Source organism: Streptomyces sp. NPDC098789, assembly GCF_044759975.1.
GTDB lineage: Bacteria > Actinomycetota > Actinomycetes > Streptomycetales > Streptomycetaceae > Streptomyces.
Genome location: NZ_JBIWAJ010000002.1, coordinates 668,743 through 694,436, shown reverse-complemented (window position 1 = coordinate 694,436; position 25,694 = coordinate 668,743). Strand labels below are relative to the sequence as shown.

24 protein-coding genes and 1 other RNA gene are annotated in these 25,694 nt (G+C 73.5%); 13 read left to right on the top strand and 12 right to left on the bottom strand.

Translation table 11 applies throughout. From position 1 onward, the window contains the following. Nucleotide 1: 1 nt before the first annotated feature. On the bottom strand, nt 2–241 hold the full coding sequence (locus ACIQWR_RS07475; protein WP_404005724.1) for a hypothetical protein: 240 nt from the start codon (nt 239–241) through the stop codon (nt 2–4). Between the two features lie 58 nt (nt 242–299). Here ACIQWR_RS07475 and map point away from each other — a divergent pair, with 58 nt between their 5' ends. Together map and ACIQWR_RS07465 are read left to right on the top strand one after the other, a co-directional pair. Next, nucleotides 300–1,157, top strand: coding sequence for a type I methionyl aminopeptidase (gene map / locus ACIQWR_RS07470; protein ID WP_404005723.1), 858 nt, complete (start codon nt 300–302; stop codon nt 1,155–1,157). A gap of 198 nt (nt 1,158–1,355) precedes the next feature. Beyond that, nucleotides 1,356–2,003, top strand: a complete 648-nt coding sequence (locus ACIQWR_RS07465; RefSeq protein ID WP_404005721.1) for a heme oxygenase (biliverdin-producing) — start codon at nt 1,356–1,358, stop codon at nt 2,001–2,003. Nucleotides 2,004–2,078: 75 nt separating this feature from the next. On the opposite strand, the gene ACIQWR_RS07460 is transcribed toward ACIQWR_RS07465, so the two are convergent. From ACIQWR_RS07460 to ACIQWR_RS07450, 3 genes are read right to left on the bottom strand one after another with little or no spacing between them, the layout of a single operon-like run. Further along, nucleotides 2,079–2,729 (bottom strand): PhzF family phenazine biosynthesis protein, encoded by a 651-nt coding sequence (locus tag ACIQWR_RS07460; RefSeq protein ID WP_404005720.1) that lies wholly within the window; start codon nt 2,727–2,729, stop codon nt 2,079–2,081. Nucleotides 2,730–2,754: 25 nt separating this feature from the next. Continuing rightward, the gene (locus tag ACIQWR_RS07455) at nt 2,755–4,263 is read right to left on the bottom strand and encodes an HtaA domain-containing protein (RefSeq protein WP_404005719.1); all 1,509 of its coding nucleotides are present in this window, start codon (nt 4,261–4,263) and stop codon (nt 2,755–2,757) included. 60 nt (nt 4,264–4,323) lie between these two features. After that, the gene (locus ACIQWR_RS07450; RefSeq protein ID WP_404005718.1) at nt 4,324–5,790 is read right to left on the bottom strand and encodes an HtaA domain-containing protein; all 1,467 of its coding nucleotides are present in this window, start codon (nt 5,788–5,790) and stop codon (nt 4,324–4,326) included. A 124-nt stretch (nt 5,791–5,914) separates the two neighbouring features. On the opposite strand from ACIQWR_RS07450, the gene ACIQWR_RS07445 reads away from it, so the two are divergent. From ACIQWR_RS07445 to efeU, 6 genes are all read left to right on the top strand, one after another. After that, a complete protein-coding gene (locus ACIQWR_RS07445; protein ID WP_404005717.1) occupies nt 5,915–6,946 on the top strand; it encodes a hemin ABC transporter substrate-binding protein in 1,032 nt (343 codons plus the stop codon). A gap of 1 nt (nt 6,947) precedes the next feature. Further along, nucleotides 6,948–8,135 (top strand): FecCD family ABC transporter permease, encoded by a 1,188-nt coding sequence (locus ACIQWR_RS07440; protein ID WP_404005716.1) that lies wholly within the window; start codon nt 6,948–6,950, stop codon nt 8,133–8,135. Between the two features lie 98 nt (nt 8,136–8,233). After that, entirely contained in the window at nt 8,234–9,037 is an 804-nt protein-coding gene (locus tag ACIQWR_RS07435; protein WP_404005796.1) for a heme ABC transporter ATP-binding protein, read from the top strand. 165 nt (nt 9,038–9,202) lie between these two features. Beyond that, nucleotides 9,203–10,339, top strand: coding sequence for an iron uptake system protein EfeO (efeO, locus tag ACIQWR_RS07430; protein WP_404005715.1), 1,137 nt, complete (start codon nt 9,203–9,205; stop codon nt 10,337–10,339). 13 nt (nt 10,340–10,352) lie between these two features. Then, nucleotides 10,353–11,663: an iron uptake transporter deferrochelatase/peroxidase subunit gene (gene efeB, locus ACIQWR_RS07425; RefSeq protein ID WP_404005714.1), complete on the top strand. Its 1,311-nt coding sequence runs from the start codon at nt 10,353–10,355 to the stop codon at nt 11,661–11,663. Between the two features lie 18 nt (nt 11,664–11,681). Then, nucleotides 11,682–12,527, top strand: coding sequence for an iron uptake transporter permease EfeU (gene efeU, locus ACIQWR_RS07420; RefSeq protein WP_404005713.1), 846 nt, complete (start codon nt 11,682–11,684; stop codon nt 12,525–12,527). A gap of 4 nt (nt 12,528–12,531) precedes the next feature. On the opposite strand, the gene ACIQWR_RS07415 is transcribed toward efeU, so the two are convergent. The 3 genes from ACIQWR_RS07415 to ACIQWR_RS07405 all read right to left on the bottom strand — a co-directional run bounded on the left by ACIQWR_RS07415 (nt 12,532) and on the right by ACIQWR_RS07405 (nt 15,080). Beyond that, nucleotides 12,532–13,104 carry a GNAT family N-acetyltransferase gene (locus ACIQWR_RS07415; RefSeq protein ID WP_404005712.1) on the bottom strand — a complete coding sequence of 191 codons (573 nt, stop codon included), beginning with the start codon at nt 13,102–13,104 and terminating at the stop codon, nt 12,532–12,534. Next, nucleotides 13,101–13,964 carry a PhzF family phenazine biosynthesis protein gene (locus ACIQWR_RS07410; RefSeq protein ID WP_404005711.1) on the bottom strand — a complete coding sequence of 288 codons (864 nt, stop codon included), beginning with the start codon at nt 13,962–13,964 and terminating at the stop codon, nt 13,101–13,103. The genes ACIQWR_RS07415 and ACIQWR_RS07410 overlap by 4 nt, the downstream gene beginning before the upstream one ends. Before the next feature lie 342 nt (nt 13,965–14,306). After that, complete coding sequence (locus ACIQWR_RS07405; RefSeq protein WP_404005709.1) at nt 14,307–15,080, bottom strand: SDR family oxidoreductase; 774 nt, start codon at nt 15,078–15,080, stop codon at nt 14,307–14,309. Nucleotides 15,081–15,199: 119 nt separating this feature from the next. Between ACIQWR_RS07405 and ACIQWR_RS07400 the strand changes: the two genes are divergently transcribed. Further along, nucleotides 15,200–16,498 carry a Bcr/CflA family multidrug efflux MFS transporter gene (locus ACIQWR_RS07400; RefSeq protein ID WP_404005708.1) on the top strand — a complete coding sequence of 433 codons (1,299 nt, stop codon included), beginning with the start codon at nt 15,200–15,202 and terminating at the stop codon, nt 16,496–16,498. Nucleotides 16,499–16,507: 9 nt separating this feature from the next. Then, nucleotides 16,508–17,521 (top strand): small ribosomal subunit Rsm22 family protein, encoded by a 1,014-nt coding sequence (locus ACIQWR_RS07395; protein WP_404005707.1) that lies wholly within the window; start codon nt 16,508–16,510, stop codon nt 17,519–17,521. Between the two features lie 18 nt (nt 17,522–17,539). On the opposite strand, the gene ddaH is transcribed toward ACIQWR_RS07395, so the two are convergent. Then, on the bottom strand, nt 17,540–18,490 hold the full coding sequence (gene ddaH / locus ACIQWR_RS07390) for a dimethylargininase (RefSeq protein ID WP_404005706.1): 951 nt from the start codon (nt 18,488–18,490) through the stop codon (nt 17,540–17,542). A 182-nt stretch (nt 18,491–18,672) separates the two neighbouring features. On the opposite strand from ddaH, the gene ACIQWR_RS07385 reads away from it, so the two are divergent. Beyond that, on the top strand, nt 18,673–19,422 hold the full coding sequence (locus tag ACIQWR_RS07385) for a bifunctional DNA primase/polymerase (RefSeq protein WP_404005705.1): 750 nt from the start codon (nt 18,673–18,675) through the stop codon (nt 19,420–19,422). Between the two features lie 407 nt (nt 19,423–19,829). On the opposite strand, the gene yaaA is transcribed toward ACIQWR_RS07385, so the two are convergent. Further along, nucleotides 19,830–20,630 (bottom strand): peroxide stress protein YaaA, encoded by an 801-nt coding sequence (yaaA, locus tag ACIQWR_RS07380; RefSeq protein WP_404005704.1) that lies wholly within the window; start codon nt 20,628–20,630, stop codon nt 19,830–19,832. Nucleotides 20,631–20,750: 120 nt separating this feature from the next. Here yaaA and ACIQWR_RS07375 point away from each other — a divergent pair, with 120 nt between their 5' ends. Both ACIQWR_RS07375 and rnpB read left to right on the top strand, forming a co-directional pair. Next, complete coding sequence (locus ACIQWR_RS07375) at nt 20,751–22,196, top strand: RNB domain-containing ribonuclease (RefSeq protein WP_404005703.1); 1,446 nt, start codon at nt 20,751–20,753, stop codon at nt 22,194–22,196. Between the two features lie 40 nt (nt 22,197–22,236). Continuing rightward, an RNA gene (rnpB, locus tag ACIQWR_RS07370) (RNase P RNA component class A) lies at nt 22,237–22,638 on the top strand. A gap of 106 nt (nt 22,639–22,744) precedes the next feature. Here the strand turns inward: rnpB and ACIQWR_RS07365 are convergent. The 3 genes from ACIQWR_RS07365 to ACIQWR_RS07355 are packed head-to-tail and all read right to left on the bottom strand — an operon-like array spanning nt 22,745 to nt 25,637. Continuing rightward, nucleotides 22,745–24,040, bottom strand: a complete 1,296-nt coding sequence (locus tag ACIQWR_RS07365) for a bifunctional RNase H/acid phosphatase (RefSeq protein WP_404005702.1) — start codon at nt 24,038–24,040, stop codon at nt 22,745–22,747. After that, entirely contained in the window at nt 24,040–24,783 is a 744-nt protein-coding gene (locus ACIQWR_RS07360; RefSeq protein WP_404005795.1) for a zinc ribbon domain-containing protein, read from the bottom strand. Before ACIQWR_RS07360 ends, ACIQWR_RS07365 begins: the two co-directional genes overlap by 1 nt. Then, a complete protein-coding gene (locus ACIQWR_RS07355) occupies nt 24,780–25,637 on the bottom strand; it encodes a Nif3-like dinuclear metal center hexameric protein (protein WP_404005700.1) in 858 nt (285 codons plus the stop codon). Before ACIQWR_RS07355 ends, ACIQWR_RS07360 begins: the two co-directional genes overlap by 4 nt. Nucleotides 25,638–25,694 lie beyond the last annotated feature (57 nt).

Genomic DNA, 25,694 nt, shown 5'->3' with positions numbered 1-25,694 from the left:
CCTAGGGCGTGCTGTCGCCCTCCCCCTCTTCCCGGGTCTTGTCGTTCCACTTGGGGTCGTTCTGCCACTCCAGATTCCGCTCCTGGGCGGTCTCCATCGCGTGGTTCGCCTCCTCGGGCGTGGCGTAGGGACCGAAGCGGTCCTTCGCCGGGCATTCCGGCCCCTCCTCGACCTTCTTGTGGACGAGGCAGTAGTACCACTCGCCCGGTTTGCCCACCTGGCGCTTCTTGAACAGAGCCATTCGACGCTCCTTCCTCTGTCGCCAGCTTGCCCGATCACCGCTGGATACACTCGTTCGCATGTCTGGCCAGTCGCTGCTCGTTCCAGGCGAGCTCTCCCCCGCCCTTTCCGTTCCCGGAAACATCCGCCGGCCCGAGTACGTGGGCAAGCCCGCGCCCACTCCGTACACCGGACCGGAGGTGCAGACGGCCGAGACCATCGAGGCGATGCGCATCGCCGGCCGCATCGCCGCGCAGGCGATGGAGGAGGCCGCCAAGCTGATCGCCCCCGGGGTGACCACCGACGCGTTGGACCGGGTCGCGCACGCATACATGTGCGACCACGGCGCCTACCCGTCGACCCTGGGCTACCGGGGTTTCCCCAAGTCCCTCTGCGCCTCCGTCAACGAGGTCATCTGTCACGGCATCCCGGACTCCACGGTGCTGCGTGACGGCGACATCGTGAACCTCGACGTCACGGCCTACATCGGTGGCGTGCACGGGGACAACAACGCCACCTACCTGTGCGGCGACGTCGACGAGGAGTCGCGCCTGCTGGTCGAGCGCACCCGCGAGTCGCTGAACCGCGCGATCAAGGCGGTCAAGCCGGGCCGCCAGATCAACATCATCGGCCGGGTCATCGAGTCGTACGCCAAGCGCTTCGGCTACGGCGTGGTCCGCGACTTCACCGGGCACGGCATCAATTCGTCCTTCCACTCCGGCCTGATCGTCCCGCACTACGACAGCCCGCACGCCACCACCGTCATCGAGCCCGGCATGACCTTCACCATCGAACCGATGCTGACGCTGGGCACCCACGAGTACGACATGTGGAAGGACGGCTGGACGGTCGTCACGAAGGACCGCAAGCGCACGGCCCAGTTCGAGCACACGCTGGTGGTGACGGACACCGGGGCGGACATCCTCACCCTGCCGTAGTCGGCCCAAGACCCACGGCCCAAGACCCACGGCCCAAGACCCACGGCTCACGACCCACGTCGAACGAACCGCTGACAGGGCGGCGGGCAAGGCGTACATTTTTTACCGACAGGACGTCGGTATCCGATTGACTTAGGTAAGCCTAAGTAGGAAGATCGGTCGTACCCCTTCCCCGCCCCCGGTCTCTGGAGGTCCGTCTTGGACGCCTTCTCTACGGTCATCCGCGTCGCGTCGCACGAGCAGCACACGGAGGCCGAGACGTCGTCGTTCATGAGCGACCTGCTCGGCGGCAGGCTCGGCGTCGACGCCTACACCCGCTACACCGAGCAGCTCTGGTTCGTGTACCGGGCGCTGGAGGACGCGGCCGAGTCCCTCAAGGACGACCCGATCGCGGGCCCCTTCATCCAGCCCGAGCTGATGCGCGTCGCCGAGATCGAGCGCGACCTCGCCCACCTGCTCGGCCCCGACTGGCGCGAGAGCGTGGTGGCCCTGCCGGCGACCCGCGCGTACGCCGACCGGGTCGCCGCCTGCGCCGCCGAGTGGCCCGGCGGGTACGTCGCCCACCACTACACCCGCTACCTCGGCGACCTCTCCGGCGGCCAGATCATCCGCGACAAGGCCGAGCGCACCTGGGGCTTCGAGCGCAAGGGCGACGGCGTGCGGTTCTACGTCTTCGAGGCCATAGCCAACCCGGCGGCCTTCAAGCGCGGTTACCGGGAGCTGCTGGACTCGATCGCCGCGGACGACCTGGAGAAGCAGCGCATCATCGACGAGTGCAAGCGCGCCTTCGACTTCAACGGAGCGGTCTTCCGCGAGCTGGGCGACCAGTTCCCGCTCAGCGCCTGAGCCCCGCCCCTCCCCCGCACCCCTCGGCCCGTGGCCGGGGGGTGCGTCGCGTGCGCCAGGGGGCCGGGCCCGGGGTCAGTCCGCGAAGCGGACGCGGCCGCCGATGTCGATCGTGCCGTCCGGGCCCGGGGCGGTGAGGATCTGGGAGCCCGCGCCCTGGGTGATGTTCAGGGCCCGGTTCAGCTGCGCCGTCAGCAGGAGCGCCGCCGAGCCCGTCGCCTCGTCCTCGACGATCGCCCGGTCGGGGCGGCGCGGGAAGCCGCGGGCCCGGATCCGGCCCGCCCGCTCGTCCTCCCAGGCCCACGCGTACAACCAGCCCTCGCCCGGCGGCGGGGCGGGCAGCGCCTCGACCTCGGCCGCGCTCGCGTACTGCTCGGTCCGCTTGCCCTCGACCCATTCGGCGCGGGCGGTGATCCAGGTGAACTCCCCGTCGTCGCGGGCCCATACGGCGCCCGCGGGCGGCTGCAGCTCCTCGACGTCCAGCAGCCACGCCACCCCCACCAGGGGGTGTCCGGCGAAGGCCATCCGGGTGCCGGGGGTACGGATGTCGACGACCCCGCGTTCGGGGTCGTCGACGAACACCGTCTCGCTGTAGCCGAGTTCGGCCGCCAGCGCCTGTCGGGACGCGTCGTCGGGACACCGGCTGCCGTCACGCACGACGCCCAGCAGGTTGCCGAACCGCCCGTCGCCCGCGCAGAACACCTTGAGCACGTCGAGATCGTTCACGCGGGCATTCAAACACGGGGGGTGCTCAGCCGCGCAGGGTCCGGCGCCGGCGGGCCACGAACACCGCGCCCGCGCCGGCCGCGATCACCGCGCCGGAGGCGGCGAGCAGGGCGCCCGCGGGGACTTCGGCGCCGGTGGAGGCGAGGTTGCCGCCCGCCGAGCCGCCGACGCTGCCGCCGCCGCCCGCCGTGCCGCCCGTACCGCCCGTGGTGCCGGAGCCGCCCGTGGTGGCGGAGCCGCCGGTGGTGCCGCCCGTACCGCCGGGCAGGGTGGCGTCCTTGTCGACGGTGACGGCGAGGTTGATGTCGTCGAAGCGCTCGCCCTTCGGGTACATGGACGCGGAGCCGTTGAGGAAGGCGGCCGAGCCCTCCTGGGTGAGGGCGGCGCGGACGCCGTTCAGGGCGAGCACCCCGTTCGCCGTCTTGTAGTCGGCCTTCGGGAGGCTGAGGGTCGCGAAGGGAACGGCCTTCTTGTCGAGCGTGGGCGTCTTCACGTCCAGGATCAGCACGCCCGTCTCGCCCTCGGCGGTGATCCGCGGGTTGGCGAAGGTCATGTCGATGTGGTGGTCGGCGAACTGGAAGCGCAGGTTGCCCGCGAAAGAGGCGTCGAGCTTGCGCGTCTTGGTGTCCAGCGTGCCCTTGCCCGCAGTGAAGTCGAAGGTGTCGCCGTTCTTGACCGCGCCGTCCGCCGGGGTGACCGTGCCCTTGCCCTTGAGGACGTAGCTGCGGAAGGACTCCTTCAGGCCCCAGGTCAGCTTGCCGCCCAGGATCTGCTGCGGGCCGTCGGCCGACGGGGAGGGCGAGGAGGAGGCCGAGGAAGAGGCCGAGGTGGAAGCCGAGGCGGAAGCGGAGGTCGACGGGGACGCGGAGGTCGAGGCCGACGCGGAGGTCGAGGGAGAGGACGAGGGGGAGGACGACGGGGACGGGGACGGCTTCGGGAGCTCCAGCTTGGAGGACAGCGGGTCACCCGCGATGCCCGCGTAGTCCGCGGAACCGAGCTGGTCCGCGAACTCCTTGGTGAGCTTGGTGGTCAGCTTGTCCATCACCGGCCCGGTGAAGCCCACCGCGGCCAGCGGGACTCCGGCGCTCGCCACGCCGTTCTTCTTGACGTCGCCGGTCAGCACGCCCGTACCGGTGTCGAAGCGCAGGTTGCTCACGGTCACCTCGAAGCCGTGCAGCGTGGACTTGAAGGTGACGCTGCCCTTGAAGGCCGCGGTGATGATGTGGCCCCCGTCCTTGTCGTACTGCCCGGTGGCCGAGCCGAAGGTGAAGGTGTTGTCGGCGTTCTTCACGGCCCCGTCCGCCACGGTGATCTCGCCCTTGGCCATGCCGAGGACGTAGGTGCGGTAGCGCTCCAGCACCCCCCAGGTCAGCGTGCCGCCCAGGATCGGGATGGGGGCGGCCTTCTCCGCGGCGGGCCCGGCGGCCGGGGCGGAGCCCACCGCGGTCGCGGGCAGGACGAAGGCGGTGGTGCCGAGTGCGGCTGCGGTGACGACGGCGGCCGCGACGGCGATCGGGCGACGGAGGGAGGACATGGCTGAGGACTCCAGGGAAGGAAAGGAAGGGGGAAGGGAGCGCGGGAAGGGGTGTGCGCGTCAGTCGGTGGCGGGGGCGTCCGCCGGGGAAGCGGCGGGGGTGTCCCCCGGGCCGGCCGCGGCCGTACGGCGCTTGCGGACGACCAGGAAGGCGGCGCCGCCGGCGAGCACCAGGACGGCCGCGCCGAGGGCGACGTACGTCCCCGTGCCGATCGAGGAGGCGGACGCGGCCTGGTCGGCGGCTACCGCCGGGGCGGGGGTGGCGCTCTGCGGGGCGCCGGCGGCCGGGGTGGGCGAGGCCGTCGAGCCCAGGTCGGGCAGGGCCGGCAGCTGCGCCGTGGCGTCGAGCGCGATGGCGAGCGAGACGGGGTCCATCTCGGTGCCGGCCTTGTACATCGAGCCGAAGGCCTTGGACCCGCCCTCGGTCAAGGTCGCGGGGGCCTCGGTGAGGACGGCGAGCTTGGCGTTCTTCTCGTCGACCTTGAGTCCCTTGGCGTCGAAGTCGGCGAGGGCGACGGCGTTCTCCGTCTTGCCCGCCGTGGTGACGTCGGCGCTCAGGACGCCCTTGCCGTTCTCGATCCTGACGCCCACCTTGCCGAGCGTGAGGTCGAGGTGGGCTCCGGTGAACCGGACGCTGCCCGCGAAGGCCGCCTCCAGGGTGCCCTTCGCGCCGTCGTACGCGCCCTTGCCCTGCGGGAAGCGGAACAGCGCGCCGCCGTCCTGCGCACCGTCGGCGAGGGTCCACTTGCCCTGGCCGATCGAGCCGGTGACGTACTCGCGGAAGGTGCGCCGGACGCCCCAGTCCACGGCGGCGTCGGCGAAGGCGCCCTGCGGGGCGGCGGTCGTGGCGGCCGGAGCGCTGGGCTGCGGGGCCGGGCTCTGGGCGCCGCCCGCGGCGGCGAGCACGTCGGCCGAGAGCGAGACCGGGTCGAGCGCGGCGCCGGCCGCGTAGTAGCCGGCGAAGGACTCCGCGCCCTGGCTGGTCAAGGTGGCGGGGACGTTGGTCAGGGCGAGCGGGCTGCCGCCGCCCTTCATGTTGATCCCGCCGAGGCCGAGGGTGGCGAAGGGGACCTGCGACCGGGTGCTGACCGCGCCGGTGTCCTTGGCCTTGCTGGTCACGTCGACGTAGAGGGTGCCGGCGCCGCCCGCGATCTTCACGGTGGGGTTGCTGACGCTCAGGTCGAGTTCGTAGCTGCCGTCGGGCTTCTGGTGGCCCTGGAAGGTGACCCCGCCGGCGAAGGCCGCGCGGAACTCGCCGCTGTCCGGGTCGTAGGAGCCGGTCGCGGAGTGGAAGCGGAAGAGGCTGCCGCCGACGGTGGCCGCGCCGTTCTTCAGCCGGAAACTGCCTTTCGCGACCGGGCCGGTGACATAACTCTGGAAGGACGATTTGATGCCCCAGTCGAGCCGCCCTCCCTGAACCGTGCGGCTCGCGGCCTGCGCGGTGGTCGGGAGCAGCGCCCCCACCAGGGCCGCCAGCAGCGTCGCCAACAGGGCGACGGCGGGCGTACGGACGGGTCGTGCGGACATGAATGTCCCCTCCAGGGTCTGGCGAGTCAGGTTAGGCTAACCTAAGCTACATCCGGCCGGGTGCGGAACCCCTCGGTCAGCCAGAACCACTCGAACTCCAGTCGGACGACAGGACGGTGCCTTCGTGCCTACGCCCGCCGCGTCACCCCGCTTCCCCCGCCTCGCCGTCGCCCTGGCCGCCGTACTGGCCCTCGGACTGACCGCGACGGGCTGCGGCGGTACGGCAACGACCGCGGGCGCGCCCGCCCATGCGCCCGCCGCGCCGGACCGGGTGGAGCCGCTCTCCCCCGCGCCGTCCCCGGCCCTGCCGGTGACCGTGCCCTCGGCCGACGGCGCGAGCGTCACCGTGGCTTCGGCGGACCGGATCATCCCGCTCACCGGCAGCCTCAACGAGATCGTCCAGACCCTGGGCCTGGGCGACCGGGTCGTCGCCCGGGACATCACCGCCACCTTCGAACAGGCCGCGAAGCTGCCGGTGGTGACGCGGGCCCACGACGTGTCCGCGGAGAGCGTGCTCTCGCTGCGGCCGACGCTGGTGATCGCGGAGACCACGACCGGCCCGGCCGAGGCGATCCAGCAGATCCGCGACGCGGGCATCCCGCTGCTGGTCGTCGCACCGGCCAAAGCACTGACGGACGTACCGAAGCGGATCGAGGCGGTGGCCGCCGCGCTGGGCGTCAAGGACGCGGGCGCGCGGCTGAACCAGCGCACCGGCGAGCGGATCGACGCCGCCCGCAAGGCGATCCCGGCCGCCGCGACCGGCTCGGGCAAGAAGCCGCGGGTCGCCTTCCTCTACCTGCGCGGCACCGCCTCCGTGTACCTGCTGGGCGGCGCCGACTCCGGCGCGGGCTCGCTGCTGGAGGCCGCGGGAGCGGTGGACGCGGGCAAGGAGTCCGGCCTGACCAAGGACTTCACCCCGATCACCAGCGAGGCGCTGGCCGCCGCCGCACCCGACGCGATCCTCGTCATGACCAAGGGCCTGGACTCGGTCGGCGGCGTCGACGGGCTGGTCAAGATCCCGGGCGTGGCCCAGACCCCGGCGGGCATGGACCGCCGCGTGGTCACGGTCGACGACGGCGTCCTGCTGAACTACGGCCCGCGCACGGACCAGGTCCTGACCTCCCTCGTCGCCCAGCTCTACGGCAAGGCCGCCTGACGTGACCCTGACCCACAACGAACCCGTCGAACCCGCCGAACCCGCCGAACCCGCCGAACCCGCCGACCGCGCCCCGGCCGCGGCCCCCGCGGCCGCGCCTGCGGATCCGGCACCAGCGGCCTCGACCCCGCCCCCGCCCCCGCCCCCGCCCCCGGCCAAGCGCCGCGGGCGCGCCGCGCTGCTGACCACCGCCCTGGTCGTCACCCTGGTCGTGCTCGCGCTCGTCTCCGCCGGGACCGGGGCCTACCGGATCCCGGTCGGCGACGTGCTCGGCTCCCTCCAGCACCACCTCGGGCTCGGCGGCGCCCGCCTCGACCGCGTCGGCGAGAGCGTGCTGTGGAACGTACGCCTGCCGCGCGTCGTGCTCGCCCTGCTCGTCGGGGCCAGCCTGGGCTGCGCGGGCGCGCTGATGCAGGGCGTCTTCGGCAACCCCCTCGCCGAGCCGGGGGTCATCGGCATCTCGGCGGGCGCCGCCGTCGGCGCGGTGGCCGCGATCGGCCTCGGGCTGACCTTCCTCGGCAACTGGACGATCACTGTCTGCGCCTTCGTCGCCGGCCTGGTCACCGTCTCCGCCGTCTACCTGCTCTCCCGCAACGGCGGCAAGACGGAGGTCGTCACCCTCATCCTGACCGGCATCGCGGTCAACGCCTTCGCGGGCGCCCTGATCGGCCTGTTCGTCTTCTTCGCGGACAGCGGCCAGGTCAACCAGATCACCTTCTGGCAGCTCGGCTCGCTCGCCCAGGCCACCTGGCCCAAGGTGCTCGCCGTCCTGCCGTGCGCCCTGGCCGGTCTGCTGCTCGCCCCCTTCTACGCCCGCAAGCTCGACCTCCTCTCGCTCGGCGAGCGCCCCGCCCGCCACCTCGGCGTCGACGTCGAACGGCTGCGCCTCGCGCTGGTGCTGGTGGTCGCGCTGCTCACCGCCGCGGCCGTCGCCGTCGCCGGAGTGATCACCTTCGTGGGCCTGCTCGTCCCGCACCTGCTGCGCATGGCCAACGGCCCCGGCCACCGCTTCCTCGTCCCCGGCAGCGCGCTCGCCGGCGCCGTGGTCCTGGTCGCGGGCGACCTGGCCGCCCGGACCGTCGCCCAGCCCGCCGAGCTGCCGCTCGGCGTGCTCACCGCCCTGATCGGCAGCCCGTTCTTCTTCTGGCTGCTGCGTCGCACCCGCCGCAAGCAAGGAGGCTGGGCGTGACCAGCACCGCACCCGCCACCGCCGGCGCACCCGAGGAGGCCGCGGCCGGCGCCCGCGCCGGCCGGTTCGGCAGCCTCTTCGGGCGTCGGAGGCGCGGCGTGCCGCAGCGGCCCGCCGCCGGCAGCGCCTTCGCCGAGGCCACGGGGCTCCGCGTGCGCCACGGCGCGCGCGAGGTGCTGCGGGGCATCGACCTGACCGTCCGGGCCGGCGAGGTGCTGGCCCTGGTCGGCCCCAATGGCGCCGGGAAGTCCACGCTGCTGGCCGCGCTCGCCGCCGATCTGCCCGCCGCCTCCGGGTCGGTACGGATCGACGGCCGCCCGGTCGGTGACTGGCCCGCGCCCGACCTGGCGCTGCGCCGCTCCGTACTGCCCCAGGCCGCCGCGCTGGCCTTCCCCTTCCCGGTGGAGGACGTCGTGCGGATGGGCCGCGCGCCCTGGGCCGGCACCCCCTTCGCCGACTCCGACGACCGGCTGGTGGCCGACGCCATGGCCGCCACCGAGGTCACCGACTTCGCCGCGCGGCCCTTCGCCGCCCTGTCCGGCGGCGAGCGGGCCCGGGTCGCCCTCGCCCGCGTGCTGGCCCAGGCGGCGCCCTTGCTCCTGCTCGACGAGCCGACCGCCGCCCTGGACCTGCGCCACCAGGAGCTGGTGCTGCGGATCTGCCGGGAGCGGGCGGCGGCGGGGGACGCGGTGGTCGTCGTCCTGCACGACCTGGGGCTGGCGGCCGCGTACGCCGATCGGGTGGCGGTGCTCCACGAAGGGCGCATCGCGGTCGACGGACCGCCGGCCGAGGTGTTCGAGGACGGCCTGCTGAGCCGCGTCTACCGGCAGCCGGTGGAGGTCCTGGCGCATCCGCGCACCGGGGCGCCGCTGGTGGTGCCGGTGCGTTCCGGACGGACTTGACCTGCGCTTGACCCGGCTTTGGCAGTGCCATGACGGGGCCGTGACGGCTCCGTGTCCGGCGCGCGGAGGTGAGAGCTGAATCACTGGACGAGTGGGTATCGGTGAGGTAAGCCTCGGTTAAGTTAGGTCGGCCTCACCCAGCCTTCGCCCTCGCCAGGAGCCCCCATGCGATCCGCAGCCCGCTTCACCGTCTTCACCGCGGCCGCCGCCGTGGCCGCGCTCACCGCCGTCACGGGCTGCGCCCAGAAGAGCGACGCGGGCGACGGGGCGATCAAGGTCGCGGCCTCGGACACCGCCTGCGACGTCTCCAAGAAGGAGACCCCCGCGGGCAAGGTGCAGTTCGAGGTGGAGAACAAGGGCTCCAAGGTCACCGAGCTGTACGTCTACTTCCCGGACGGTCGCATCGTGACCGAGAAGGAGAACATCGGCCCGGGCACCAAGGCGTCCATCACCGCCGAGATCAAGCCGGGCGAGTACGAGGTCGCCTGCAAGCCCGGCATGAAGGGCGACGGCATCCGCCAGAAGCTCAAGGTCACCGGCGAGGGCGGCGAGAAGCGCAGCCCCGAGCTGGACGCGGCCGTCGCCGAGTACCGCAAGTACGTGCAGGCGCAGGCCGACGAGACCCTGCCCAAGACCCAGGTCTTCGTGGACGCGGTCAAGGCGGGCGACGTCGAGGCCGCGAAGAAGGCGTACGCGCCCTCGCGCATCGGCTGGGAGCGCACCGAGCCGGTCGCGGAGTCCTTCGGTGACATCGACCCGAAGACCGACACCCGCCAGGACGGCCTGGAGGCCGGGCAGGCGTGGACCGGTTGGCACCGTCTGGAGAAGGCCCTGTGGGCCGACAACAAGATCGGTGACGAGGAGAAGAAGCTCGCCGACCAGCTGATCACCGACCTCACCGACTGGCAGAAGCGCGTCGGCACCGCGGAGATCACCCCGACCTCGATGGCCAACGGCGCCAAGGAGCTCCTCGACGAGGTCGCCACCGGCAAGGTGACGGGCGAGGAAGAGGCCTACAGCCACACCGACCTGGTCGACTTCAAGGCCAACGTCGAGGGCGCGCAGAAGGCCTACGAGCTGCTGAAGCCGTCGGCCGCCAAGAACGACCCGGCGCTCACCAAGCAGCTGGACACCCAGTTCGTGGCGCTGAACGCGCTGCTGGACAAGTACCGCGCGGACAAGAACGGCTACGAGTTCACCTCGTACGACAAGGTCGGCGCCCCCGAGCGCAAGGAGCTCTCGGACGGCGTCAACGCCCTGGCCGAGCCGCTCTCCAAGCTCGCCGCCGCCGTCACGAAGTAAGCGGGAGGCTCCGATGTCCGACACGACACCCGACCCGGCACCCGGCTCCGACGCTGCCGCCGACGCCACCGACGCCGCACCCGTCGTGGGCCGGGGCCCCACGCCCTCCCGCCGCTCCGTCCTCGGCTGGGGCGGGGCCGGGCTCGCGCTCGGCGCCGCCGCGGCGGGCGGTACGGTCGCCGCCCTCACCGGCGGCTCCGACGCCGTCCCCGCGGCCTCCGCGGGCGCGGCCGTGCCCTTCCACGGCGAGCACCAGGCCGGCATCGCCACCGCAGTCCAGGACCGGCTGCACTTCGCCGCCTTCGACGTGACGACGAAGGACCGCGCCGAGCTGATCAAGCTGCTCAAGGACTGGACCGAGGCGGCCCGCCTGATGACCGCCGGTCAGGCCGTCGGCGAGGGTGCCTTCGGCGGCCTCGCGCAGGCGCCGCCGGACGACACGGGCGAGGCCGTCGGCCTCAAGCCGTCCCGGCTGACCCTGACCATCGGTTTCGGCCCCGGCCTCTTCGCCAAGGACCGCTTCGGACTGGAGGGCAAGCGTCCGGACGCCCTGGTGGACCTGGAGCTCTTCCCCGGCGACAACCTGGACCCGGCCCGCTCCGGCGGCGACCTGTGCGTCCAGGCCTGCGCGGACGACCCGCAGGTCGCGGTGCACGCCATCCGCAACCTCGCCCGCATCGGCTTCGGCAAGATCGCGGTGCGCTGGTCGCAGCTCGGCTTCGGCAAGACCTCCTCCACGACGCCCGACGCGCAGACCCCGCGCAACATGATGGGCTTCAAGGACGGCACCCGGAACGTCTCGGGCACCGACGAGAAGGCCCTCGCCCAGCACGTGTGGGCGACCGCGGGCGACGGCAGCGCCTGGATGGCCGGGGGCTCGTACCTGGTGGCCCGCCGCATCCGGATGCACATCGAGACCTGGGACCGCACCTCCCTGCAGGAGCAGGAGGACGTCTTCGGCCGCGACAAGGGCGAGGGCGCGCCGGTCGGCAAGTCCAAGGAGCGCGACGAGCCGTTCCTGAAGGCGATGAAGCCGGAGGCGCACGTGCGCCTCGCGCACCCGGACAGCAACAGCGGCGCGACCCTCCTGCGCCGCGGCTACTCCTTCACCGACGGCACGGACGGACTGGGCCGCCTCGACGCGGGCCTCTTCTTCCTCGCCTACCAGCGCGACGTCCGCAAGGGGTTCGTGCCGGTGCAGCGCAGCCTGTCCAAGAGCGACGCGCTCAACGAATACATCCAGCACGTGGGTTCGGCCGTCTTCGCCGTCCCGCCGGGCGTCCGCGACAAGGACGACTGGTGGGGCCGGACGCTGTTCGCATAGGCGCGGGGAGGAACCGACGTGTTCAGCAACTACCTGATCGGGCTGCGCGAGGGGCTGGAAGCCAGCCTGGTCGTCTGCATCCTCATCGCCTACCTGGTGAAGACCGGGAACAAGGACAAGCTGGGACCGCTGTGGCTCGGCGTGGGCCTGGCCGCCGCGCTGTCCCTGGCCTTCGGCGCGGGCCTGGAGTTCGGCACCTCGGAGCTGACCTTCCAGGCCCAGGAGGCGATCGGCGGCAGCCTGTCGATCATCTCGGTCGGCCTGGTGACCTGGATGGTCTTCTGGATGAAGCGCACCGCGCGGCACCTGAAGAGCGAGCTCCAGGGCAAGCTCGACGCCGCCCTCGCGATGGGCACCGGCGCGCTGGTGACGACCGCGTTCCTGGCCGTCGGCCGGGAGGGCCTGGAGACCTCGCTCTTCGTGTGGCGTTCGGTGCACGCGGCCGGTGACGGCGCGGGTCCGCTGATCGGCGTGCTGCTCGGCATCGCCACCGCGATCGTGCTGGGCTGGCTGTTCTACCGGGGCGCGCTGTCGATCAACCTGGCGAAGTTCTTCAAGTGGACCGGCGGCATGCTCGTCGTCGTCGCCGCGGGCGTGCTCGCGTACGGCGTCCACGACCTCCAGGAGGCCGACTTCCTGCCCGGTCTGAACAACAGGGCCTTCGACATCTCCGGGACGATCCCGCCGGACAGCTGGTACGGGACCCTGCTCAAGGGCACCTTCAACTTCCAGCCGGACCCGACCGTGCTCCAGCTCACCGTGTGGGCGCTGTACCTGGTCCCCGTGCTGGCGCTGTTCCTCTACGCGGGGAAGGCACCGGCCGCCCCGCAGAAGGCCGCGGTCGGCGCCGAGAACCAGAAGTAGGCGACTACCAGAGCCGGTCGATCGTCCCCGAGTACAGGCCGATCCGGGTCCCCGCGAAAGCGGCCGGGTCGGCCTGAGCCGTGAAGAAGGCGGCCATCACCACCTTGTCGAAGCCCGGCGCGTCCGTGGCCAGCGGCTCCTCGGGGGTGCCGCCGACCAGCACGGCGCCGGGCAGCGCCCGGAAGCCGGCCGCCCCGTAGAAGGGGGCCAGCTCGCGGTCGCAGCTGAAGAGGGCCAGGTCCGGCCCCGGTCGCCGCGCCAGTGCGGCCCGCGCCGCCGCGACCAGGCGGCCGCCGTGGCCGCGCCCGCGCGCGTCCGCCCGGGTGACCACCGCGCTCAGGCCGGCGGCCCGGTACGTGCGCCCCGCGTGCCGGATCTCCTTGTGCAGCAGGGTCAGGGACGCGGCCACCGAGCCCGCCGCGTCCAGGAGCAGCATCGCGCGGGGTGCGAGGGCCGGGTCGTGGCCGGGCGCGGCGCCGGGCCAGGCCCGCGCCTCCAGGGCTTCGACCTGCGCGGCCAGTTCCGCGGGCACGGCTGCCGCGTCGTACGAGAGCACCCGCGCCCGCGCCCCGCTCACTTGATCCGCGCTCCCGCGCCGCCGACCCGCACCCGGGGGTCGCCCGCGCGCAGCTCGACGCTCAGCACGCCGGGGCGGCCCATGTCCGTGCCCTGGTGCAGGGTCAGGGAGGCGTCGGCGGGGACCAGGCCCAGCTCGCGCAGGTACGCCCCGAAGGCGGCCGCGGCGGCCCCGGTGGCCGGGTCCTCGACCACCCCGCCGACCGGGAAGGGGTTGCGGACGTCGAAGACGTCGGGCGCGGCGCGGTGCACCAGCTGGACCGTGGTGAGGTCCAGGCGCCGCATCAGCGCCTCCAGGCGGGCGAAGTCGTAGGAGAGGTCCGCGAGCCGCTCGCGGGTGGCGGCGCCGAGCACCAGGTGCCGGGCCCCGGCGTAGGCGATCTTCGGCGGGAAGGCCGGGTCGAGGTCGGCGGCGGGCCAGTCCAGGGCGGCCAGCGCCTCGGCGAGGTCGGCCGCGCCGATCTCCTCCAGGTGCGGCTCGACGCTGGTCAGGGTGGCGCGCAGGACGCCGTCGGCGTCCTCGGTCACCGACACGGGGACGGTGCCGGCGCGGGTCGCGAAGACCAGCTCGCCGGGGCCGGTGCGCTCGGCCAGGGCCACGGCGGTGGCGACGGTGGCGTGGCCGCAGAAGGGCACCTCGGCCTTGGGGCTGAAGTACCGCACGGTGAAGCCGCGGCCGGCCGGGGCGGCGAGGTCCTCGGGCGGGGCGGTGAGGAAGGCCGTCTCGCTGTACCCCAACTCCGCGGCGATCTCCAGCATCCGGGCGTCGTCGAGCCCGCTCGCGTCGAGCACGACCCCGGCGGGATTCCCCCCGTCGGGATCAGCGGAGAAGGCGGTGTACCGGAGGATCTCAGTCGTCATGATCATCTCAACCCCCGCACCCCGGCCCTCATTCCCGCACACCGGCCCCCTGCCCGCGCATCCGCACCGCACGGCCGACGCCCGCCAATCCAGCCCGCCCGGCGATTGAGGGCCCCACGTCCGGCCCGCACCCTCGCGGCCGACGCCCGCCAAATCCAGCCGCCCGGCGTTTGAGGGCCCGCCGGAGGCACAGAGGTGCGGGCCGGACGCGGCTCCGCATGCCTCCGGCGGGCCCTCAAACGCCGGGCAGGCTGATGTGGGCCGGCCCAGGTGGGACAGCGCAGGCTGAATGGGGCCTGCCCAGGTCGGAGAGGGAGCCCCGCCGGCGATTGAGGCGAAAGGTCAGCCCCGCCCGATGTACGGCATCGCCGTCGCCATGACCGTCGCGAACTGAACGTTGGCCCCGAGCGGCAGCTCAGCCATGTGCAACACGGTCGCCGCCACATCCCCCGCATCCATCACCGGCTCGACCGCGAGCCGCCCGTCGGCCTGCAGGATCCCGGTCTGCATCCGCTCCGTCATCTCCGTCGCCGCGTTGCCGATGTCGATCTGCCCGCAGGCGATCCGGTACGGCCGCCCGTCCAGCGACAGCGACTTCGTCAGGCCCGTCATCGCGTGCTTGGTCGCCGTGTAGGCGATGGAGTTCGGGCGCGGGACGTGCGCGGAGATGGAGCCGTTGTTGATGATCCGGCCGCCCTGCGGGTCCTGCGCCTTCATCAGCCGGAAGGCGCCCTGCGCGCAGAGGAAGGCCCCGGTCAGGTTGACGTCGACGGCCTGCTTCCACGCCTCGTAGCTGATGTCCTCCAGCGCGACCCCGCCCGGCCCGAAGGTGCCCGCGTTGTTGAAGAGCAGGTCCAGGCGCCCGTACCGCTCGGCCACGGCCGCGTACAGCGCGTCCACGGCGACCGGATCGCTCACGTCGGTGGGCAGGCACAGGACCTCCGCCCCCGCACCCGCACCGGAACCCGCCGCCTCGGCCGTCTCGGCCAGCGGACCGGGCCGGCGGCCCGCCAGGGCCAGGCTCCAGCCCGCACCCGCCAGGGCGAGGGCGACCGTACGCCCGATGCCCGATCCGGCGCCGGTCACCAGGGCGATCTTCTTCGTGCTTGCGTTCATGAGGCCGCAATGTACGTCAGCGCGCGCTCCGGTCCCCGGCCGTTCCGATAGCTGAGAGCATGGGTCGGACAAACGTATGAAGAAGTGATGAGCAGAGTGACGAGAAGACGGAGTTTCGCATGACGGAGAGAGGTCCCGCGACGGCCCCCACGCCCACCAGCGGCGCCGCGGAACCCGCGACCGCGACCGTCGCGGCCGCCCGCCGGACCGGGCTGCTCGTCACCTTCATACTCGGCGGGCTCACCGCCCTCCCGCCGCTGTCCATGGACATGTACCTGCCGGCGCTGCCCGCCGTCACGAACTCCCTCGACAGCCCCGCCGCCACCGTCCAGCTCACCCTGACCGCCTGCCTCATCGGCATGGCCCTCGGCCAGCTGGTCATCGGGCCGATGAGCGACAAGTGGGGGCGCCGCACCCCGCTGCTGACCGGCATGGTCGTCTACGTCCTGGCCACCGCCGTCTGCGCCTTCGCCCCCACCGTCGAGCTGCTCATCGGCTTCCGCCTCGTCCAGGGCCTCGCCGGAGCGGCCGCGATCGTGATCGCGCGGGCCGCCGTGCGCGACCTGTACGACGGCGTCGAGATGGCCAGGTTCTTCTCCACCCTGATGCTCATATCCGGCGCCGCCCCCATCGTCGCTCCGCTCGTCGGCGGCCAGGTGCTGCGCTTCGCCGACTGGCGCGGGGTCTTCCTCGTCCTGACCGGTGTCGGCGTCGTGCTCACCGCCCTGGTCTGGCGCGGCCTCGGCGAGACCCTGCCGCCGGAGCGCCGCCAGACCGGCGGCGTCGGCGCGGCCCTGCAGACCATGCGCGGGCTGCTCGCCGACCGGGTCTTCGCGGGCTACACCCTGGCGGGCGGCTTCGCCTTCGCCGTCCTCTTCTCCTACATCTCCGCCTCGCCCTTCGTGATCCAGGAGATCTACGGCGCCTCCGCGCAGGAGTTCAGCCTGCTCTTCGGCCTCAACTCCGTCGGCCTGATCATCGTCGGCCAGATCAACGGCAAGCTGCTCGTGGGCCGGGTCAGCCTGGACAAGGCCCTCTCCGTGGGCCTGGCCGTCATCACGGCCGCCTCGGTGGCGCTGCTGGTGATGTCGAGCGGGGTCTTCGGCAAGGTAGGGCTCCTCCCGGTCGCCGCCGCCCTCTTCGTCCTCATGTCCGCGATGGGCCTGCTGCTGCCCAACACCAACGCACAGGCCCTCATGCGCACCCCGCACGCCGCGGGCTCCGCCTCCGCCCTGTTGGGCACCTCCTCCTTCCTCGTCGGCGGGATCGCCTCGCCGCTGGTCGGGATCGCCGGCGAGCACACGGCGGTGCCGATGGCCGTCGTCCAGCTGGTGTGCTCGCTGCTGTCGGTCGCCTGCTTCCTGGGCATGTGCCGCCCCTGGCGGCAGCGGGAACCGCTGGCTCCGGCAGCGCCGTAAACTCAGCGGGTGAACCCCTCTGTACCCACCTCCGCCGACACCCTCCGCGCCGCGCTCGGCGGGCTGCTCGACGGACTCCCGCCGAAGCAGGCCGCGGCCGCGGTCGAGCGGCTGATCGCCAATTACCGCGGCGAGACTCCGACGAACGCCCCGGTCCTGCGCGACCGATCCGACGTCGCGGCGTACGCGGCGTACCGGATGCCCGCGACCTTCGAGGCGGTACGGGCCGCCCTGGACGCCCTCGCGATCGCGGCCCCGGACTGGGCGCCCGCCTCGCACGTGGACGTCGGCGGCGGCACCGGGGCGGCGACCTGGGCGGTGGACGCCACCTGGGGCGGACCGCGCCCGACCACCGTCCTCGACTGGGCCGAGCCCGCCCTGGTCCTGGGCCGGGAGCTGGCCGTCTCCTCCTCCTCCGAGGTGCTGCGCACCGCCGAGTGGCGGCGCGCGGTGATCGGCGCGGGGCTGGAGCTGCCCGCGGCGGACCTGGTGACCGTGTCGTACGTACTGGGCGAGCTGACCCCCGAGGCGCGCGGCGCCGTCGTCACCGAGGCGGCCCGGGCGGCGCAGACCGTGGTGATCATCGAGCCGGGCACGCCCGACGGTTACCTGCGCGTGCGGGAGGCCCGCGACCTGCTGATCGCGGCCGGGCTGCGGATCGCCGCGCCCTGCCCGCACGACGGCACCTGCCCGATCGCGGTCGGCGAGGACTGGTGCCACTTCTCGGCCCGGGTCAGCCGCTCCTCCCTGCACCGACAGGTCAAGGGCGGCTCGCTCGCCTACGAGGACGAGAAGTTCAGTTACGTCGCCGCGACGCGCGCGGCGGCCACCCCCGCCACCTCGCGGATCACCCGCAGGCCGCAGATCCGCAAGGGGCTCGTCCTGCTGGACCTGTGCGGACCGGCGGCCGGTGACGCGCCGGGCCTGTCCCGGGCCACCGTGACCAAGCGCCACGGTGACCTGTACAAGGCGGCGCGGGACGCCGACTGGGGCCAGGAATGGCCGCCGGTCCCCACGGACTGACCTCGGGCCAGCGCCGCGCTAGCCCGCCACCTCCTCGGCCGCCGGGCGCAGCTCCTGGGTGCAGCACTTCACGCTGCCACCGCCCTTGAGCAGTTCGGTCAGGTCCATCGGGACCGGTTCGAAGCCCCGCGCGCGCAGCGGGGCCACGAGGCCCGCCGCCGCCTGCGGGAGCAGGACGTGGCGGCCGTCGGAGACCGCGTTGAGCCCGAGGGCCGCGGCGTCCTGCCCGGACGCGAGCAGGGCGTCCGGGAAGAGGCGGCGCAGGACCGAGCGGCTGCCCGGTGAGAAGGCCTCCGGGTAGTACATGACCTCGTCGCCGTCCAGGACGCTGAGCGCGGTGTCCAGGTGGTAGTAGCGCGGGTCGACCAGGTCGAGGCCGATCACCGGGCGACCGAAGAACTCCTGGGCCTCGTCGTGCGAGAGCGGACTGGAGCGGAAGCCCCGGCCCGCCAGGACGTAGGACCGGGTGACCGCGAAGTCCCCCTCGCCCTCGTTGATGTGGGAGGGCTCGTGCACCTCCGTGAAACCGTTCCCCCGGAACCAGTCCAAGTGGGCCTCGGCCTCGGCGGCGCGCTCCGGGTAGGCGAAGCGGGCCCCGAGGACGCGACCGTCGATGACGGTCGCGCCGTTCGCCGCGAAGACCATGTCGGGCAGGCCGGGTTGCGGCGCGAGCGTCTCGACGGTGTGGCCGAGGGAGCGGTAACGGTCCCTCAGGTCTTCCCATTGGGCGAGGGCGAGGGGGAGGTCGACCGGTTTCGTGGGATCCATCCACGGGTTGATCGAATACGTGACCTTGAAGTGCGCGGGTGGGCACATCAGGTAACGCCGGGGTGTGGCGTCTCTGCGCAAAGAAAGCTCCTCACGACGGACGTGGGCCGGGTGTGAAGAGAATCGTCTCTCCTCCGGCGCGACGGCGCAGTGGACCGATGGGGTGGTTTCCGGCCGGGACGGCGTGGTGGCGAAAGTCACCGACGGGGACCTGTGCCCGAACGGCCGAGAAACCTTGGCTGAAATATGCGGTTCTGTAGGGGTACTTGACGGATCCGCGCCCCTCGTCCGGAGACCCCCGGTTGGGGAGAGCGGTCACCCGGGGCGCAGGATGGTGGGACCATGGTGGGATCTGCCGGGGTAACGGTGAGGTGAGGGGATAGATGGGGTCAGGGTCCGACCGCGTCACGCGCGGTCCGCAGAGCAGGATTTCCCAATGGCTGCGCCGCCGGTCCAAACCGGCTGCCGAGGACTCGGGACGCGAGCGTGAAGCGCTGCTCCTGGCCGTCGCCGCCGCGGGCCTGCCGCTGTCCCCCGCCGCACATCCCGCCGGTTACCGATGTTCGTGCGACCGCATCGGCTGTCCCACCCCCGCGCGGCACCCGATCTCCTTCGCCTGGCAGACGCAGTCGACCACCGACCGCGCGCAGGTCGAGCGTTGGGCCCGCGACCAGCCCGAGGCGAACTTCATCACCGCGACCGGCATGGTCCACGACGTCCTGGACGTCCCGCTGGAAGCCGGGCACAACGCGCTGGAGCGGCTGCTGGCCGCCGGTGTCGAGGTGGGGCCGGTCGCCGAGTCCGGCGGTACGGGCGACCACGCCCGGATGCTCTTCTTCACCGCGACGCGGGGTACGCCGGAGGACGAGGACGAGTGGTGGCCGTGCGAGCTGGACTGCCACCCCGAGACCATGGACGAGCACCCCGGGCTGCGGTGGCACTGCCGCGGCAGCTACGTGCTGGTGCCGCCGGCCGTCCTGCCGGGTGACCTGGCGGTCAGCTGGATCCGGGGCATGGAGTACGGGCTCCCGGACCCGCTCACCCTCCTGGAGACCCTGACCGACGCCTGCGCCCAGTACGCGGGCACCACCCCCCACACCCCCCAAGCCGTAGCCTGGCCCCTCGGCCGCTGACCCTCGCCGGGACGCGCCGCCGGTCCTCAATCGCCGGACGGGCTGATATCGGCTCGGCCCAACCGGTCCTCAATCGCCGGACGGGCTGCAAACGGCCCGGGCCAATCTCAGCCCCGCCGGCGTTTGAGGCGCGGGGCCCGGGCCCGCCCACTCCAGCCCCGCCGGCGTTTGAGGCGCGGGTCTGGGCGGAGCCCAGGACGACGACCCGCACCCGCCGCCCGGCACCCGCCCCGCCGCGTCCCGGGCTCCGCCCGAACCCGGTCCTCAAACGCCGGACGGGCTGAAATGGCCCACTCCAGCCCCGCCGGCGTTTGAGGCGCGGGTTCGGGCGGAGCCCCGGCAGCCGACCCGCACCGCAGGTCCGGCCCGGACCGAATCCAGCCCCGCCGGCGATTGAGGCGCGGGGGTCAGTGGATCTGGGTGACGATCACGTCGAGGGACCAGGGCCGGCCCGGCTTCGCGGGCGGCTGCGCCTCCACCGTGAAGCCGAGGTCCCGCAGGGCCGTGACGAGCTCCGCGGGGCCCGCGGGGACCGCCCCCGCCGACAGCAGGTCACGGACCAGCCGCCCCTTGGTGGCCTTGTTGAAGTGGCTCACCACCGACCGCTTCTCCACCCCGTCCACCACCTGCGAGTGCAACACCCGCACCGTCGCCGTCCGCCCCGCCACCTCCCCCTTCGGCTTCCACGCCGCGCCGTACGCCGCCGACCGCAGGTCCAGGACCAGCCCGTCCCCGGCAGCCTCCGGCATCACCGACGCCATCGGGGTGCGCCAGTACGCCCCCAGCGCCCCCAGCCCCGGCAGCTTGACGCCCATCGAGCAGCGGTAGGAGGGGATCCGGTCCGTCATCCGGACCGCGCCCCACAGGCCGGAGAAGACCAGCAGCGAGCGGTCCGCCAGCTCCCGCGCCCCCGGCGTCAGATCGGCCAGCCCGAGGGCGTCGTAGAGCACCCCGGTGTAGATCTCCCCGGCCGGCCGGGCGGCGGCGCCGCGCAGGCCCGCGTTCTTCGCGACCTCGCCGCGCAGGCCCTCGCTGAGCCCGAGCACCTCGCGCGCCTTGTCCTCGTCGGCCGCGCACAGCTCGACCAGTTCCTCCAGCACCGCCGCGCGGGCGGCGGCCAGCCCCGGCAGGGACAGCCCCTCCGCTTTCAGGGGTGCGCCGGAGCCGCCGGCGGCCTTTCCTTCGGACGGCGGCAGCAGCACGAGCACGGTGGTTCTCCTTCTATGCGGCCGGTACGACCGGTCCGGCGCCTTGCGGGGGGTGCGGCCCCCCGGCCAGAGTAGACGGCTCGCCGCGCCGCCCCGCCGCACCGGCCATAGGCTCGGTCCATGCCACGCCGTCACCTGCACATGACCGGCGCGGACGGGGCCGCTCTGTCGGCCGCGCTGCGCGACCTGCGGACGCGGCTGGGCGCGGCGCAGGACTTCCCCCCGGCCGTACGGGCGGAGGCCGAGGAGGCCGCCGGAGCGCCCCGGCTGCCCGAGCTGGACGCCACCGACGTCCCGCTGTTCACCATCGACCCGCCGACCTCCGTCGACCTGGACCAGGCGATGCACCTGGCCCGGCGCCCGGGCGGCGGCTTCCGGGTGCACTACGCCATCGCGGACGTGGCGGCCTTCGTCACCCCGGGCGGCGCCCTGGACGCGGAGGCGCACCGCCGCGTGATGACCCTGTACTTCCCCGACGGGAAGGTCCCGCTGCACCCGCCGGTGCTCTCGGAGGGCGCGGCCAGTCTGCTGCCGGACCGGACCCGCCCGGCGCTGCTGTGGCGGCTCGACCTGGACGCGGACGGCCGGGTGGTGACCACCGACGTCCGCCGCGCGCTCGTACGGAGCCGGGCCAAGCTGGACTACGAGGGCGTCCAGCGCGCCATCGACGACGGCACCGCGGAAGAACCCCTGGCCCTGCTCCGGGACATCGGGACGCTGCGCGAGGCGCTGGAGACCGAGCGCGGCGGGATCTCGCTGAACGTGCCCGAGCAGGAGATCGTCGAGCGCGACGGCGGCTACGCGCTGGTCTACCGGGCCCCGCTGCCCGCGGACGGCTGGAACGCCCAGATCTCCCTGATGACGGGCATGGCGGCCGCGGACCTGATGCTCGCGGCGGGCACCGGCATCCTGCGCACCCTGCCCTCGGCCCCCGACGGCGCGGTGGGCCGGCTGCGCCGCACCGCGCGGGCGCTGCGCATCGACTGGCCGCACCACGTGCCGTACGCGCAGCTGGTCCGTTCCCTGGACCCGCACCGCCCGGCGCACGCGGCGTTCCTCCAGGAGTGCACGGCCCTGCTGCGCGGGGCCGGGTACACCGCCTTCACCGGCGGCGAGGTCCCCTCCCCGGCGCTGCACGCGGCGGTCGCCGCGCCGTACGCGCACTGCACGGCCCCGCTGCGGCGGCTCGTCGACCGCTACAGCGGCGAGCTGTGCCTGGCCGCGGTGGCGGGCACGGCTCCGCCCGCGTGGGCGGTGGAGGCGCTGGCGACCCTGCCGAAGGAGATGGCGGACGGCACCCGGCTGGCCAACGCGGTGGAGCGGGGCTCGGTGGACCTGGTGGAGGCGGCGCTCCTCAAGGACCACGTGGGCGAGACCTTCGAGGCCACGGTGATCGACGTCAAGGAGCACGAGCCGAGGGTGGGCACGGTCCACCTGGAGGAACCGGCGGTGGTGGGCCGGGTCGAGTCCGCCGCGGCCCCGCTCCCCCTCGGTTCCCGGATCCGGGTCACGCTGACCTCGGCGGACCCGGCGGGCGCGACGGGCGTGCTGTTCACCGTGGCCTAGGCCGGGCCCGGGGGCCGGGTAGCATGGTCGCAGCGCAGAACGACACAGGCGGGCGGCCGCGTCGGGGTCTTCGGATCCCGCCGAGGAACGTCCGGGCTCCACAGGGCAGGGTGGTGGCTAACGGCCACCCGGGGTGACCCGCGGGACAGTGCCACAGAAAACAGACCGCCCGGGACTCCGGTCCCGGGTAAGGGTGAAACGGTGGTGTAAGAGACCACCAGCGCCTGAGGTGACTCAGGCGGCTAGGTAAACCCCACCCGGAGCAAGGTCAAGAGGAGTCGTCTCCGGACGGCTCTGCGCGGACGTTCGAGGGCTGCTCGCCCGAGTCCGCGGGTAGACCGCACGAGGCCGGCGGCAACGCCGGTCCTAGATGGATGGCCGTCTCCCCGGCGATCGCGAGATCACCGGGCGACAGAACCCGGCGTACAGCCTGTGTCGGTCTGCGCGCCTTCACGAAGAACGTTTTGCCGAAGAACGCCTCCGGCCCGCACCGAGAAGTGCGGGCCGGAGGCGTTTTCGCAGCCTGTTCTCACCCGGGTCCGTCCTGGCTACCTCAGGTGCGAGGTGTCGTTCAGCAGGCGCAGCGAGGCGTTGCCGTCGGCGTAGTAGGCGACCGCCGAGAGCGAGGCCGCGGACAGTTCCATCCGGAACAGGGATTCCGGCGGGGCCCCCAGGGCGAGCCGGACCAGGGTCTTGACCGGGGTCACGTGCGTGACCAGCAGGGCGGTGCGGCCCGCGTGCGCGGCCAGCAGCCGGTCACGGGTGGCGGCGACCCGGCGGGTGACGGTGGCGAAGCTCTCGCCGCCGCCGGTGGGGGCCGCCTTCGCGGACTTCAGCCAGGCGTCGAGGTCGTCCGGGTAGCGCTCCCGCACCTCGCCGAAGGTGAGGCCCTCCCAGGCGCCGAAGTCCGTCTCGCGCAGCCCTTCTTCGACCGTGACGGGCAGACCGAGCCGGTCGGCGACGGCCTGCGCGGTCTCGCGGCAGCGGCGCAGCGGGGAGCTGACGATCGCCTGCACGGTGCCGCGGGCGGCGAGTGCGGCGGCGACGGCCTCGGCCTGGCGGCGCCCGGCCGCGGAGAGCTCGGGGTCGCTGCCGCCGCTCCCGGAGAAGCGCTTCTGCGGGGTGAGGGCGGTCTCGCCGTGCCGCAGCAGCACGAAGGTGGCGGGCGTCCCGAGGTCGGGCGCCCCCCAGCCGGGTGCGGAAGCCGCGGTGGCCGCGCCCGTGTCGGCGATCGTCTCCGTGAACAACGTGTCCGCCCCGCCGGAGCCGACCGCGGCGGCTGTGGCGGTCGTACGGGCCCCCGAGAGCGCGGCGCGCGCGGCCGCGGCGCCCGCCGCGGCGTCACCGGGCGGACCCGCGGGCGGCGGGGTCGCCAGCGCCCGGGCCGCGCCGCGGTCGAGGGCGGCCGTGGAAGCGGACGGCTCCCACTGGCGGCCCCGCTTGCCCGCGTCCATCGCCTCGTTGGCGAGCCGGTCGGCGTGCTTGTTCCGCTCGCGCGGGATCCACTCGTAGGTGACCTGGGCGCGCGGCAGGATCCGCCCGGCCTCGGCCGCCAGCGGCTTCATGTCCGGGTGCTTGATCTTCCAGCGGCCGGACATCTGCTCGACGACGAGCTTGGAGTCCATCCGCACCAGCACCGTGGCGTCGGGGAACAGCTCGCGGACCGCCGTGAGGCCCGCCACCAGGCCCTTGTACTCGGCCACGTTGTTGGTGGCGACGCCGATGAACTCGGCCCGCTCGGCGAGGGTCTCCCCCGTCGTCGGGTCGAGGACCACCGCGCCGTAGCCGGCGGGCCCCGGGTTGCCCCGGGAGCCGCCGTCCGCCTCGACGACCACGCGCGGCATCAGATGCCCGAGTCCGCCGTACGGACCAGGATGCGGCCGCAGTTCTCGTGCCGGACGACCTCGTCGCGGGCCGCGCTCTTGATCTCGTTGACCTCGGCCAGGTCGAGCTCCAGGCGGCAGCCCTCGCAGCGGCGCTGGTACAGCTTGGCCGCGCCGACGCCGTTCTGCTTGGCCCGGATCCTCTCGTACAGGGCGATGAGCGGCGCCGGGATCGAGGCGACGATCAGCTCGCGGTCCTTGGCGAGCTTCGCGGTGTCCGCGTCGAAGGCGGCGAGGGCGGCGTCACGGCGCACGGTGGCGTCGTCGGCGTTGCCCTGGAGTTCGGTGACGCGCCCGGTCAGCGCGGCGACGCGCTCGGCGGCGGCCTCGCGGCGCTCCATGACGTCGAGGACGACGTCCTCCAGGTCGCCCTGGCGCTTGGCGAGGGAGACCAGCTCGCTCTGGAGGTTCGCCAGGTCGCGGGCGGAGACGCCCACGCCGGAGTCCAGGCGGGCCTGGTCGCGCACCGTGCGGGTGCGGACCTGGTCCACGTCCTGCTCGGCCTTGACCTGCTCGCGGCCGGCGTCGCTCTCCTGCGTCTGCGCGGCGACGAGGAGGTCGCGCTGCTGTGTCAGGTCGCTGGTCAGGGACTCCAGCTCCAGGTGCTCGGGCAGCGAGGTGCGCTTGTGGTCGAGCTGGGACAGCCGCACGTCCAGGGCCTGGACGTCGAGAAGTCGGATCTGGTCGGCGGGCTCGGCGTTCAGTTGGGGGCTCCAGGGAGAGAAGGGGCGGAAACGGACGGCGCGTGCGCCGTCCAGGGGTCGGTGACCGTGCGCGAGACGTGGGTACGCAGACCCCAGCCGTGGCGCTCGGAGATCGCGTCGAGCTGCGCTGCGGCCTGCTCGCACCAGGGCCACTCGGTGGCCCAGTGGGCGGCGTCGACGAGGGCGAGCGGGGACTGCTCGCGCGCCTCGGACACCGGGTGGTGGCGCAGGTCGGCGGTGAGGAAGGCGTCCACGCCGGCCGCCCGTACCTGGTCGAAGAGGCTGTCGCCGGAGCCGCCGCTGACGGCGACGGTGCGGATCAGTGCGTCCGGGTCGCCGGCCGCGCGGATGCCCTGCGCGGTGTGCGGGAGCCGGGCGGCGGCCCGCGCGGCGAACTCGCGCAGGGTCTCGGGGTGGTCGAGCGCGCAGATCCGGCCCAGGCCCCGGCGGCCCTCGGGGTCGGTGGGGTCGGGCACGAGCGGCCCGGTGATGCGCAGGTCCAGCGCGCCCGCGAGGGCGTCGGAGACCCCGGGGTCGGCGCTGTCGGCGTTGGTGTGGGCGACGTGCAGCGCGATGTCGTTCTTGATCAGCGTGTGCACGACGCGGCCCTTGAAGGTGCCCGCCTCGACGGTGGTGGTGCCGCGCAGGTAGAGCGGGTGGTGGGTGACGATCAGGTCGGCGCCCAGCTTCAGCGCCTCGTCGGCGATCTCCTGCACCGGGTCGACCGCGAACAGGACCCGGGATACCTCGGCGTCGGGGTCGCCGCAGACGGTTCCGACGGCGTCCCACTGCTCGGCCCGCGAGGGGGGCCACAGAGCGTCCAGCGCGGCGATGACTTCAGAGAGACGGGGCACGGGCCAAGGCTACCGTCCGTGGCGCACCCCCCGCCGACCAGCGGGGGGTGCTCCGGG